The organism is Stenotrophomonas sp. (assembly GCF_031995405.1).
GTDB lineage: Bacteria > Pseudomonadota > Gammaproteobacteria > Xanthomonadales > Xanthomonadaceae > Stenotrophomonas.
On the sequence record NZ_DAMAGC010000125.1, the window covers coordinates 1 to 12,320 of the forward strand.

Genomic DNA, 12,320 nt, shown 5'->3' on the forward strand with positions numbered 1-12,320 from the left:
AGGCCGCAACGCGGCCGGGGGACATTCGCCGGAAAGGGCATGGGGCCCCAGCGCCCGATCCACCGACAACCGCGCGTGGACACGCCCCGCGCGGCGGCCGCATGGCTCACGTCCCCACGTGCACGCCTTCCACGATCTCGCTGCAGCCAAGATGGTCCAACGCGATCTCCAGCGCATGCATGTAGCTTTGCGCGCAGTACCCGTGCGCCACGCCGATACGCTGGCCCACATCCGCCGGCAGGCACGCCTCCGGCGTCCGCGTGTCATCGTCGTGCACTTCCACGTAGACATTGTGCAGATGCGGCAGCAACCGGTGCAGGCGCACGCTGTCCACACAGGCACCCGGATCGAGCAGCGTCACCTCGCCGCGGCTGTGATCGGCCACGCGCAGCGCGTCCAGCAGTTCCTGTTCCGAGCCGCACGCGCGGATCGCCACCGTCGTACCGGCATCGATCGCACGATGCACCAGCGATTTCAACACCGGTGCCGGGAGCGGCTGCGCGGTGCGGATCAACGGACCGGCCGCTTCCGGCCCGCGGATGATGAAGATCGACATGGCTCAGGCTCCCTCCGGCATCACCTGCAGACGGCGCGCGGCGATCGCCAGCGACAGCCGGCAGGCATCGGCGCGGCCGCTGCTGCACACCACCCGCGCGGTCGGTGCATGCTGCGGGTGCAGGTGCTCGTCCAACGCCTCATCGTCGTTGCTGGCCATCTCGATGTACGGCGCCGGCAACGCCTCCAGCGCACTGCGCAGCGCCTGCCCGTAACGCGCCCATTGCGGTGCATCGACGGCGGTCGTGGCGATCAGCACCAGCGCAGGACGGCTGCGCTGGGCCCGCTGCAGGCAACGCACAAGGGCCGGCAGCGAGTCGCAGTCGCGGCAGGCCAGGCGGTGCCCGGCGACCCGGGCAGGCAGCGGCGCGGCATCCGGCGCCGCGCCAGGCGGCGTGTGCCGGATCATCAGGATGGTCATGGAACACCTCGAACAAGCGCCCTGCGGCGCGGTGACGCCACGATGCGACCGGGGCCCGTAAAACCGCCATGCCGGTGCCCGCCACCGCGCGTAAATATCGCGTAGCTTCTGCACCAACCAGCGGGAACTTGGCCACCGCCGGCCGGTCACAACCAGACCCCTCAAGAGCGCCCTGCCATGGAGAGTTCCACCGCCGCTGCCCCGAACCGCATGCTGCACTGGCTGAAAAAGGAAGCCCTTCCGCTGGCGGTGATGCTCGGCCTGCTGCTGGCCGCGCGCGACTCGCTGGCCAACCACTACCAGGTGCCCAGCGGCTCGATGCAGCACACCCTCATGCCGGGCGACCGGGTGGTGGTGGACATGCGCGCCTATGGCCTGCGCCTGCCGTTCACCTCGGTCGAACTGCTGCACACCGGCCAGCCCCAGCGCGGCGACGTGGCGGTGTTCGACTCGCCGGTGGACGGCATCCGCCTGATCAAGCGCATCGCCGCGGTTGGCGGTGACCGGGTGGAACTGCACGAGGGCCACCTGAGCATCAACGGCCAGCCGCTGGCCGAGGCCGGCGCCGCCGAGATCGAGGACTTCGGCCAGCACCTGGCCCAGCTCGACCTGGGCCAGGGCGGTGGCCCGGACATCAGCGGCCTGACGGTACCGGCCGGCAAGGTACTGATGCTGGGTGACCACCGTGGCAACAGCGCCGACGGCCGCTATTTCGGTCTGGTGGATGCCTCCGCCCTGTATGGCAAGGCTTCTCGCGTCTACTACCGGCGCGGCGAGGGCTTTACCTGGCAGTCCCTGTAAGCACGGTCGCGATCTGAACCGATACGTCAAACGTCTCGATCCAGACAATCCAGGTTATGGATCGACCTGTCGGCGCTGCCTATCCTGAGCGCTGACTCTTCGCTCCGGCCCGCCCCCACGGGCCTTACCGACATGAATGGCGACACCGCAGCGGTCCCGGCCCGCAGCCCCCACGCCCCCGCCACCGCAGGGGGCGCAGACCACATCCAGCAGGGCACGCCGGCCTTCCGGCGCACCGCCGCGGCGCTGTTCCTCGCCGGCTTCTCCACCTTCGGCCTGCTCTACGCCGTGCAGCCGCTGCTGCCCGAGTTCAGCCGGCACTTCGGTGTCTCCGCCGCCAACAGCGCGCTGACCCTGTCACTGAGCACCGGCCTGCTGGCGGTGTCGATGCTGATCGCCGGGCTGATCTCCGACCGCATCGGCCGCCGCGGGGTGATGGTTGCCGCGCTGCTGGCGTCCAGTGTGTTGTCCGTGGCAACGGCGATGGTCGATGACTGGTCCACCCTGCTCGTGCTGCGCACGCTGCTGGGCATCGCGCTGAGCGGCGTACCGGCGGTGGGGATGACCTACCTGGCCGAAGAAATGGACAGCCGCGCGCTGGGCCTGGCCATGGGCCTGTACATCGGCGGCAATGCGATCGGCGGCATGAGCGGCCGCCTCATCGCCGGCATCGTGGCCGACCACTGGGGCTGGCGCTGGGGCATCGGCGTGGTCTCGATGATCGCGCTGCTCAGCACCGTGCTGCTGTGGTTCCAGCTGCCGCCCTCACGCCATTTCCAGAGCCGCCGTGGCGGCCTGCGCGAACTCCCGGCGCGCTGGCGCAGCCTGTTCGCCGACCCCGGCCTGCCGTGGCTGTTCGCCACCGCCTTCGTGCTGATGGGCGTGTTCGTCACCCTCTACAACTACCTTGGCTACCACCTGCTCGCTCCGCCCTATGGATTGAGCCAGACCGTGGTCGGGCTGATCTTCAGCGTGTACCTGGTCGGCACCTTCAGCTCGGCGTGGATGGGGCAGCAGGCCAACCGGCATGGCCGCAGCCGCGTGCTGGCGATCTGCTACGGGCTGATCGCGCTGGGCATCGTGCTGCTGGCGCTGCCGTGGCTGGGCTGCATGGCCTTGGGCATCGCGCTGGTCACGTTCGGCTTCTTCGGCGGCCACTCGGTGGCCAGCAGCTGGGTCGGCAGCCGCGCGGGGGCGATGCGCGCCGAGGCCTCGGCGCTGTACCTGTTCGCCTACTACCTGGGGTCCAGCGTGGCCGGCGTGATCGGCGGCGTGTTCTACACGCACTGGGACTGGCTGGGCGTGTGCGGCTTCGTCGGCGTGTTGACCGTGGCCGGCGGCGCCATTGCCTGGCGGCTGCGGCAGCGTGTGCAGCCGACCGCTGCCGCGGCGCTCGTGCTCAGCCGCTGACGCCCTGCAGCAGCCGGGTGAAGTGCGCGATCAGCGGCGAGGCCGCACCGCGCCGGCAGGCCACGTGCACTTCCGAACTGGCCGCGCGGTCGCTCAGGGCCACGAAACGTGCACCGTCGACCTGGATATGGCTGCACGACGATGGCAGCACGGTCACGCCCAGCCCGGAGGCGGCCAGGCTGATCAGTGTCGAGGCTTCACCCGCTTCCTGCACGATGCGCGGGGTGAAGCCGGCGCTGCGGCACAACGCGATGAAATGATCGTGGATACCCGCGCCGACCTCGCGCAGGAAACCCACGAACGGCTCATGCGCGAACAGCCGCAATGCCACCGGTGCGTCGGCGGCCAGACCACGCAGCAGCGGGTGCTGGTCATGCACCACCAGCGCCAACGGATCGCTGAACAGTTTGCGTGACATCAGCGGCGCCGGCAGCGCCCGTTTGCGGATCAGGCCCACGTCCAGCTCGCCGGCCATCAGCGCATCGATCTGCTGCAGGGTGTTCATCTCGCGCAGCTTCAACTGCACCTGCGGGAACTGCTGGCGGTAGGCGAAGATCGCCCGCGGAATCTGCGTGGACAGCGGCGTGGCACGGGTCAGCCCGATGCGCAGCTCGCCGGTTTCCCCGCGTTGCGCGCGCTGGGTCAGATCGATCGCGGTGTCGATCCGCGCCAGCACCTCACGTGCCTGCTCCTGCAGGACGCGGCCGGCATCGGTGAGTTCCACGCGGCGATTGGCGCGCAGGAACAGGCGCGCACCGAGCAGGGTTTCCAGCTGGCGGATCTGCTGGCTGAGCGGCGGCTGCGACATGCCCAGGCGCTCGGCCGCGCGGCCGAAATGCAGGGTGTCGGCGACGGCCAGGAAGTAGCGCAGGTGGCGCAGTTCGATCGACATGGAAGGGCGTGCGTCAGCGCTCGGAGTGACCGCTTTCATCATAGCTGCGCGGTGTGAACAGGTCCGGCTGGATCAGGTCGATGAAGGCGCGCGCCTGCGGCGACAGGAAACGCCCGCGACGCACGATCACCCCGTAGCTGCGTTCGGGGAACCAGGCGCTCATCGAGCGCGTCACCAGCTTGTCGTGGTCGGCATCGTTGAGGCACAGCGCCGGCACGATCGAGATGCCCATGCCCATCGCCACGTACTGCTTGATCACCTCCCAGCCGCCCACCTCCAGCGCCACGGTGTAGGGCATGCGCTGGCGCTGGAACACCTGGTCCACCAGCCGGTAAGTGATCTGGCGCTTGGGCGGCAGGATCAGCGGATAGGCGGAGATCGCCTCCAGGGTGAGTTCCTTCACCCGCGTGAGCGGGTGGTCGGGCGGGGTGATCAGCACCTGCTCGAAGCGGTAGGCCGGGGCATAGCTCAGGTCGGCCGGTACGTCGGTCATCGAGCCCACGGCCAGGTCGGCTGCATCGCTGCGCAGCAGGTCGGTGCCATCGGCACTGATCGCGTTGTGCAGGGTCAGGCGCACGTCCGGATGGCGCTGGCGGAAGCGCTCCACGATGCGCGGCAGCAGGTACAGGATGGTCGAGCTGTTGGCGGCAATGTTGAGTTCGCCCGCGTCCAGCCCCTTCACCTTGTCGCGGAAGCTCGCCTCCAGCCCGTCCAGGTTCTCCACCAGCGGCTGGGCCATCTCGAACAGCAACTGGCCCTCGCGACTGGGTACCAGCCGGCGCCCGCTGCGCTCGAACAGCACCACGCCCAATTCCCGTTCCAGCGCCTGCAACTGCTGGCTGATGGCCGGCTGGCTGACGAACAGCGCCTCAGCGGCCCGTGAGACCGAGCCCAGCCGGACGGTCTGGCAGAACGCCCGCAGCGGCTTGAGCCGATCGGATTTGTAGGAAAACCGGGGACTTGGCGGTCGCGGTGTGGGCATGGTGTAACGAGTATAAGCACAACTTATGTAGTGCATTGCGATAACTGTTTTGTCAAATACGGTACGGCGGCGCACGGTGGAGCCCTACCGCAATGCAGGAGCCCGCCATGTCCGCCGTCGCCGCTTTCGCCACTGCCCAGCCCACCCCGATCGATGCCCCGGCCACGCCCGGGATCACGCTGACCACCCAGCTCGCCGGCCAGTCCGCGCTGCTGCCGGCGGGGGTACTGGCGTTGCTGGTGTCGCTGCACCGCGCGGTGGAGCCCGAGCGCCAGCGCCGGCTGCAGGCCCGGGTGGCGCGCCAGGCGTTCTTCGATGACGGCGGGCTGCCGGACTTCCGCGCCGATACCGCGCACATCCGCGACGAAGACTGGACCGTCGCCCCGCTGCCGGACGCGCTGCAGGACCGCCGCGTGGAGATCACCGGCCCGACCGACCCGAAGATGGTCATCAACGCGCTGAACTCCGGGGCCAAGGTGTTCATGGCCGACTTCGAGGATTCCACCGCCCCGGCCTGGCGCAACCTGCTGGCCGGCCAGCAGGCGCTGATCGGCGCGGTGCGTGGCGATCTGACCCACACCGGCCCGTCGGTGGACGGCACGCCGGGCAAGCAGTACGCGCTGCGTCCGTTCAACGAACAGGCGGTGCTGATCGTGCGTCCGCGCGGCTGGCACCTGGATGAAAAGCACGTGCGCATCGACGGCCAGCCAATCGCCGGCGGCCTGTTCGATGCGGCGGTGTTCGCCTTCCACAACGCGCGCACGCTGATGTGCAGGCAGCGCGGCCCGTACTTCTACCTGCCCAAGCTGCAGAGCATGGAAGAGGCGGCACTGTGGGAGACCGCGCTGTCTCACATCGAAGGCATGCTCGGCCTGCCGCACGGGCAGATCAAGGTCACCGTGCTGATCGAAACGCTGCCGGCGGTGTTCGAGATGGACGAGATCCTGCATGCGCTGCGCGACCGCATCGTCGGTCTGAACTGTGGGCGCTGGGACTACATTTTTTCCTACATCAAGACCTTCCGCCGCCACGCCGACAAGGTGCTGCCCGAGCGCGGCCAGGTCACCATGACCCAGCCGTTCCTGAAGGCCTATTCGGAACTGCTGATCCGCACCTGCCATCGCCGCGGCGCGCATGCGATGGGCGGCATGGCCGCGCAGATCCCGATCAACCACGATGCCGCCGCCAACGAACAGGCGATGGCACGGGTGCGCGCGGACAAGCTGCGCGAAGTGACCGCCGGCCACGATGGCACCTGGGTGGCGCATCCGGCGCTGATCCCGGTGGCGCAGGCGATCTTCGACGAACACATGCCCGGGCCGAACCAGCACGCGGTGCTGCGCCGGGATGTGCAGGTGGGGCGCGACGCGCTGATCGCCGCGCCCACCGGCACCATCACCCGCGCCGGTTTCGAGGGCAATGTCGAGGTCTGCGTGCGCTACCTCGCCGCGTGGCTGGACGGCAACGGCTGTGTGCCGATCCACCACCTGATGGAGGACGCGGCCACCGCCGAGATCAGCCGCAGCCAGCTGTGGCAGTGGCTGCACGTGCCCGGCCAGCAGCTCGACGACGGCACCGCCATCGACCTGGCCCTGCTCGACGCCACCCTGGCCCAGCTGCCGGCCCGCCTGGGCGACCGCAGCGCGCTGCCCGGCGCGGCCCGCATCGACGAAGCCATCGCGCTGCTGGCGCAGCTCAGCCGCCGCGATGAACTCACCGACTTCCTCACCCTTCCCGCCTACGACCGTCTCGACTGAGCTGTACCGCCCGCCTTCCGCATCGCTTCACCCATCCAACGTATTCCCCCCTGGAGAAACGCCATGAGCACGCTGCCGACCGCCGAACAGATCCAGCACGAATGGAACACCGACCCGCGCTGGGCGGGCATCCAGCGCAACTACACCGCCGCCGACGTGGTGCGCCTGCGCGGCACCGTGCACGTGGAGCATTCGCTGGCCCGGCTGGGCGCGGAAAAGCTGTGGACCTACCTGCAGGAAAAGGACTTCGTCAACGCGCTCGGCGCGCTGACCGGCAACCAGGCCATGCAGCAGGTGAAGGCTGGCTTGAATGCGATCTACCTGTCCGGCTGGCAGGTGGCTGCCGACGCCAACCTGGCCGGCCAGATGTACCCGGACCAGTCGCTGTACCCGGCCGATTCGGTGCCGGCGGTGGTCAAGCGCATCAACAACACCCTGCTGCGCGCCGACCAGCTGCACCATGCCGAGGGCAAGGACGACATCGACTTCCTGCAGCCGATCGTGGCCGATGCCGAAGCCGGTTTCGGGGGCGTGCTCAACGCCTTCGAACTGATGAAGGCGATGATCGAGGCTGGCGCGGCCGGCGTGCACTTCGAGGACCAGCTGGCCTCGGTGAAGAAGTGCGGGCACATGGGCGGCAAGGTGCTGGTGCCCACCCGCGAGGCCATCGAAAAGCTCAACGCCGCGCGCCTGGCCGCCGACGTGATGGGCGTGCCGACCCTGCTGGTGGCCCGCACCGACGCCGAGGCCGCCGACCTGCTGACCAGCGACATCGACCCCAACGACCAGCCGTTCGCCAGCGGCGAGCGCACCCCGGAGGGCTTCTACCGCACCCGCAATGGCCTGGACCAGGCGATCAGCCGCGGCCTGGCGTACGCGCCCTATGCCGACCTGATCTGGTGCGAGACCGGCAAGCCGGATCTGGAGTTCGCGCGCAAGTTCGCCGAGGCCATCCATGCGAAGTTCCCGGGCAAGCTGCTGGCCTACAACTGCTCGCCCAGCTTCAACTGGAAGAAGAACCTGGACGACGCCACCATCGCAACCTTCCAGAAGGAAATCGCCACGTACGGCTACAAGTTCCAGTTCATCACCCTGGCCGGTTTCCACGCCCTGAACTACTCCATGTTCAACCTGGCCCACGGCTACGCGCGCCGCCAGATGAGCGCCTTCGTGGAGCTGCAGGAGGCCGAGTTCGCCGCCGCCGACCGCGGCTTCACCGCGGTCAAGCACCAGCGCGAGGTCGGCACCGGCTATTTCGATGCGGTCACCCAGGCCATCCAGCAGGGCCAGTCTTCAACCACCGCGCTGACCGGGTCGACCGAGGAAGCGCAGTTCAACGCCGAGCGCGCGGCCTGACCGGGTGCCGGCAGCTCCACCAAGGGCGGCCAGGTAAGGCCGATGCGACGGGCGGTCGGGGGACCGCCCGTCGCCTTGTTCGGACCGCTCGACGGCCGGCCGGGCCTTGGGCCGGTGGCCGCTGGCGGATCCGGACCGCGTATGGAAGGGAGATGTGCCGGTCCCGTCGAAAAAATCGGCGTCCGTGCTCTGAAATGGGATGAGGCGCACAGTTTTTAGGGGTGCTATCCTCATCTGCTCACCGGGGGAACGCTGGGAAGCGGGTGCACGGGATGACCGGCAAGGTTGCGGCGGCGAATGTGTGCGAACAGGAACCAGGCATCGCCCAGACTGCGATGGCTGAGATCGTGCATGCCATCCTGAGCCCCAGCGAGTTCGACCTGTTCGCCGAATTCGGCCAGGAGCGTCTCCTGCCACAGGGTGACCACCTGTTCCATCGGGGTCAACCCGGCGACACCATGTACGTGATCGTCAGCGGCTGCATCGAACTGGACTTCGGCGAAGACCTGCTGGTGAAGTCGCTCGGTCCCAATGAATTCTTCGGCGAACTGGGCCTGCTGATCGGCGACCATCCGCGCAGCGCTGATGCCCGCGCCGTGGCCGACAGCGTCGTGCTGGAGCTGGGCAATGCCGATTTCCAGCGCCTGGTCGACCGCGATCCCGGCCTGATCGCCTATTTCCTGCGCCGCACGATCATGCGCGTGGTCAGCAACGAACAGGTCCTGATCCGCCAGCTGCGTCGGCGCAACCACGACCTGGAAACCGCGCTGGACAACCTGTACGTCACCACCCACCAGCTCACCCACACGCGCGAGCTGGTGCGTACTGACGAGCTGACCGGCCTGCACAACCGTCGCGGCCTGGCGCTGTACCTGCAGGAATGCCGCAGCCACGATGACGGCCCGCCGCAGGGCCTGCTGCTGATCGATTGCGACCGCTTCAAGCAGGTCAACGACGAATACGGCCACCAGGCCGGCGACCGCGTGCTGCAGAGCGTGGCCAACATCCTGCGCTCGGTGGCCAGCGAGCAGGACATGGCCTGCCGGCTGGGCGGCGACGAGTTCTGCCTGCTGCTGCGCAGCGCCGACCAGGACACCCTGCAGCACGCCGCCGAGTTCATCCTCAGCGCCGTGCACGGCCTGATGGACCGCGCCCACGGCGTGCCCCACGTCTGCCCGGTCAGCATCGGCGTGCGCCTGCTCGAGCCGCATACCGACTGGAGCGAGTGGTACGCTCGCGCCGACAACGCGCTGTACCAGGCCAAGCGCCTGGGTGGCAACCGGCTGCACTGGTCGCGTGCCGCGACCGTCACACCCTGACGCGGGAAGAACGGCATGAACGGCGACAACGGAACGTCGACCCAGGCCCCACAGATGCGGGCGTTGTTGTTCACCGACCTGTGCGATTCGCTGATTCTGGTCGAGCGGATTGGCGATGCGGCGGCAGCGGAGCTTTTCCAGCAGCATGACCGCCTGGTGCTGACGTTGCAGCAGCAGTGGAACGGGCATCAGATCGATCGCTCTGACGGGCTGTTCCTGTTGTTCGATCGGGCGATCGATGCGCTGGGGTTCGCGCTGGACTATCAACGTAACCTGCAGCGGCTTGGCGAGCAGTGCGGCATCCCGATACGCGCACGCGCAGGCCTGCATGTGGGCGAGGTGATCCTCTGGAACAACAGCCCTGAAGCCGTGGCGTTCGGCGCCAAGGCCGTCGAAGTGGAAGGTCTGGCCAAACCGATGGCGGCCCGGCTGATGCAGCTGGCCCGTCCCGGCCAGATCCTGGTGTCCTCCACTGCCGAGTCGATGGTGCGACGGCTCGTGGACAAACTTGGAGAGACCGGCAATGGTCTGAAGTGGAGGTCGTTTGGGCGCTGGCGATTCAAGGGGGTCGAAGCGCCGATGGAGATCTTCGGCATTGGCGGGCCGGGGTTGGAGTCGGGCAAGCGGCCCCGCGCTTCGCTCAAGGCGACTCCCTTGCTGCCGTTCTGGCGTCGTCCTGTAGCCATTCTTGCGCCAAGCGCCTTGTTCGTCACCGGCATTGTGGTCTTGTGGACAATGACCAGGCCAGAGCCTGCCATCGCGTTCGCCGAGCGGGATTGGATCGTTCTGGCGGATGTTCGCAACCTTACCGGACAGCCGATCTTGGAGGATGGTCTTGGACAAGCCTTCCGCATCAGTCTGGAGCAATCCCGCTACGTCAATGTCCTGGGCGACCTGAAGACGCGGGATTCCCTCTCACGGATGCTGTTGCCCGAGGGCTCACCAATCACCCGGGATACGGCGATTCAGATCGCCATGCGGGATGGTGCACGGGCAGTGTTGGTACCGACCATCCGCGAGGTATCCACCGGTGTACGTGTCTCGGTGGATGTGATCGATCCGGTCGCGGCACAGACGGTCTACACCGTGTATGCAGACGGCAAGGGAATATCTTCCGTGCTGTCTTCTACTGACCAGGTGGTGAGCAAACTGCGCAGCAGGCTGGGCGAGGCGATGGCGGAGGTCGAGCGCGCGTCCATGCCATTGCCGGAGGTGGCCACGGCCAACCTGGACGCACTGCATGCCTATGCAAGCGCCATGAAGGCGTATGGACAAGGCCGCGTACCCGAGTCGCTGCGTCTCTACGACATTGCGATTGGGCTTGATCCACGGTTCGGTATGGCACACATGGGAAAAGTGCGTTCGCTCGTAGCCCAGGGCAGGCGAGACGATGCTCGCGCCGAACTCGCGGTTGTACAGACGCTCAGCGATCGGTTGAGTACTCGCGAATCCCTGTATTTCAGCGCATGGTCCAAGGAGATGAACTCCGGCAGTGAAAGCGCTGCTCTGGACGCATGGAGGACGCTGGCCGAGCTGTATCCCGACCACCACGGGGCCAACGTGAATGCTGCGCTCGCTCTGTTCCAGCTGGGACGCTATGGCGAGGCAGAAAGGGCGCTGTCCAGCGCAAACGTTGGACAAAACGCACTGCGCAGTGCCACCTTGCAATTGCTCGGGCGAATCCAGCTTGCGCGCGGTGAGTCGAAGACGGCGCTGGCCTCACTCCGACAGGCCAGCGCATTGGCCGACGGCCAGCCGAATCGCCATATCGCAGCAGCGCTGGCAGCATCCAATGACAAGAGGGGAGCTGCTCAGATCCTGTCCAGGCTTCCCGCGGACAGCCCCGCAGGATGGTTGGATGCAACTTCTCTGGCAGTGGATGAGCATCGTCCGCTGGATGCAGTGGCTGCTGCAGATCATGCGGCGGCCAATTGTGGAGATTCGTCTTCCGTCTGCGAGTTTCTTTCTGTGGTGAGCATCGTCGTGGATGCCGCGGCGAAAGAGTGTCCTGCGTATGATCGCGCCAGAGACATTGCAAACGGGTTGCTTGACCGAGCCGAGGATCCAGCGTCAGCCGATCGAGGCCAGCGGCTGTATTTCGCTGCGGCAGCAATCTACGCCATTCAACGGTTGGGACTGCAAGCTGTTACGGAAAGGCAGGCTGCGCGGATGCAATCCCTGGCAAAAGAGATTGGAGACCCTCGCGCGGCGCAACTCGTTGCGCTGGTACTGGCAAATCAACGGCGTATTCGTGGCGATGCCACCGGCGCGATTGCGGAGCTGCGGGACATGGTCAACGGGACTGAATTGTTCCAGGTCCATAGTTCACTGGCGATTGCCCACGAGAGCGCTGGTGATGATGCCGGCAGGGCGAAGGAAGCCGCTTGGATGCGCGGGCACCGTGGCCTGGCCTACGCCGAGTATGCGGGCTCGGCAGTCCTGCAATCCTTGAATGTCCGCGACAGCCTTGGAGATCCAAGCCACACCGCCTGCCACGGACATTCTGGAAAGACGAGCAATTGATTACGGCTTGGGTGCTACCGAGCCATCGATGAAGCAGTGTGGCAGGCTGAACATCGCCTGCTTTGTGAACTGCTCCATGAGTTGTTCGCGTGCCTCGACCAGGACATCAATCGGCGCCAACTTGCCCGGCATCGCACACTCAGCCGCGGCAGCTGCGGCTTCGGAACTCACTTGCGCCAGAGCCGAGGCCGGGTTGGCCTGAAACGCGGCTCGGAAATCCTCGTTCGTGGTCAGCAGATCCAGAAGCGCGGCGGCGTCGGAAAGGGACAGCGGTACTTTGTCGTTCGTCATGGGCAAAAAGATC

11 protein-coding genes are annotated in these 12,320 nt (G+C 67.1%); 6 read left to right on the forward strand and 5 right to left on the reverse strand.

The window, feature by feature from the left end; all coding sequences use genetic code 11:
• Positions 1-106 precede the first annotated feature (106 nt).
• Together RTO53_RS16780 and RTO53_RS16785 are read right to left on the reverse strand one after the other, a co-directional pair.
• Positions 107-556 (reverse strand): 3-dehydroquinate dehydratase, encoded by a 450-nt coding sequence (locus RTO53_RS16780; protein WP_312238863.1) that lies wholly within the window; start codon positions 554-556, stop codon positions 107-109.
• 3 nt (positions 557-559) lie between these two features.
• Positions 560-976, reverse strand: a complete 417-nt coding sequence (locus RTO53_RS16785) for a hypothetical protein (RefSeq protein ID WP_312238864.1) — start codon at positions 974-976, stop codon at positions 560-562.
• A gap of 177 nt (positions 977-1,153) precedes the next feature.
• Here RTO53_RS16785 and lepB point away from each other — a divergent pair, with 177 nt between their 5' ends.
• Both lepB and RTO53_RS16795 read left to right on the forward strand, forming a co-directional pair.
• On the forward strand, positions 1,154-1,777 hold the full coding sequence (gene lepB / locus RTO53_RS16790) for a signal peptidase I (RefSeq protein WP_312238865.1): 624 nt from the start codon (positions 1,154-1,156) through the stop codon (positions 1,775-1,777).
• A gap of 132 nt (positions 1,778-1,909) precedes the next feature.
• A complete protein-coding gene (locus RTO53_RS16795) occupies positions 1,910-3,187 on the forward strand; it encodes an MFS transporter (RefSeq protein WP_312238866.1) in 1,278 nt (425 codons plus the stop codon).
• Here the strand turns inward: RTO53_RS16795 and RTO53_RS16800 are convergent.
• Positions 3,177-4,079 (reverse strand): LysR substrate-binding domain-containing protein, encoded by a 903-nt coding sequence (locus tag RTO53_RS16800; RefSeq protein WP_312238867.1) that lies wholly within the window; start codon positions 4,077-4,079, stop codon positions 3,177-3,179. The two genes, RTO53_RS16795 and RTO53_RS16800, sit on opposite strands and share 11 nt — an antisense overlap.
• A gap of 13 nt (positions 4,080-4,092) precedes the next feature.
• Positions 4,093-5,061: a LysR substrate-binding domain-containing protein gene (locus RTO53_RS16805; protein ID WP_312238868.1), complete on the reverse strand. Its 969-nt coding sequence runs from the start codon at positions 5,059-5,061 to the stop codon at positions 4,093-4,095.
• A gap of 107 nt (positions 5,062-5,168) precedes the next feature.
• On the opposite strand from RTO53_RS16805, the gene aceB reads away from it, so the two are divergent.
• The 4 genes from aceB (at position 5,169) to RTO53_RS16825 (ending at position 12,016) form a co-directional block, all read left to right on the forward strand.
• A complete protein-coding gene (aceB, locus tag RTO53_RS16810; protein WP_312238869.1) occupies positions 5,169-6,818 on the forward strand; it encodes a malate synthase A in 1,650 nt (549 codons plus the stop codon).
• A gap of 63 nt (positions 6,819-6,881) precedes the next feature.
• Complete coding sequence (gene aceA, locus RTO53_RS16815; protein ID WP_312238870.1) at positions 6,882-8,174, forward strand: isocitrate lyase; 1,293 nt, start codon at positions 6,882-6,884, stop codon at positions 8,172-8,174.
• 272 nt (positions 8,175-8,446) lie between these two features.
• Positions 8,447-9,493 (forward strand): GGDEF domain-containing protein, encoded by a 1,047-nt coding sequence (locus RTO53_RS16820; RefSeq protein WP_312238871.1) that lies wholly within the window; start codon positions 8,447-8,449, stop codon positions 9,491-9,493.
• A 15-nt stretch (positions 9,494-9,508) separates the two neighbouring features.
• Positions 9,509-12,016, forward strand: a complete 2,508-nt coding sequence (locus tag RTO53_RS16825; protein ID WP_312238872.1) for a putative peptide modification system cyclase — start codon at positions 9,509-9,511, stop codon at positions 12,014-12,016.
• On the opposite strand, the gene RTO53_RS16830 is transcribed toward RTO53_RS16825, so the two are convergent.
• The coding region (locus tag RTO53_RS16830) for an NHLP-related RiPP peptide (protein ID WP_312238873.1) at positions 12,017-12,320 on the reverse strand (304 nt) is incomplete at its 5' end.

Coding starts and splice junctions, on each gene's coding strand:
- RTO53_RS16785 (WP_312238864.1), bottom strand. CDS start 976: ATGACCATCCTGATGATCCGGCACACGCCGCCTGGCGCGGCGCCGGAT.
- RTO53_RS16800 (WP_312238867.1), bottom strand. CDS start 4,079: ATGTCGATCGAACTGCGCCACCTGCGCTACTTCCTGGCCGTCGCCGAC.
- RTO53_RS16780 (WP_312238863.1), bottom strand. CDS start 556: ATGTCGATCTTCATCATCCGCGGGCCGGAAGCGGCCGGTCCGTTGATC.
- lepB (WP_312238865.1), top strand. CDS start 1,154: ATGGAGAGTTCCACCGCCGCTGCCCCGAACCGCATGCTGCACTGGCTG.
- aceA (WP_312238870.1), top strand. CDS start 6,882: ATGAGCACGCTGCCGACCGCCGAACAGATCCAGCACGAATGGAACACC.
- RTO53_RS16795 (WP_312238866.1), top strand. CDS start 1,910: ATGAATGGCGACACCGCAGCGGTCCCGGCCCGCAGCCCCCACGCCCCC.
- aceB (WP_312238869.1), top strand. CDS start 5,169: ATGTCCGCCGTCGCCGCTTTCGCCACTGCCCAGCCCACCCCGATCGAT.
- RTO53_RS16820 (WP_312238871.1), top strand. CDS start 8,447: ATGACCGGCAAGGTTGCGGCGGCGAATGTGTGCGAACAGGAACCAGGC.
- RTO53_RS16805 (WP_312238868.1), bottom strand. CDS start 5,061: ATGCCCACACCGCGACCGCCAAGTCCCCGGTTTTCCTACAAATCCGAT.
- RTO53_RS16825 (WP_312238872.1), top strand. CDS start 9,509: ATGAACGGCGACAACGGAACGTCGACCCAGGCCCCACAGATGCGGGCG.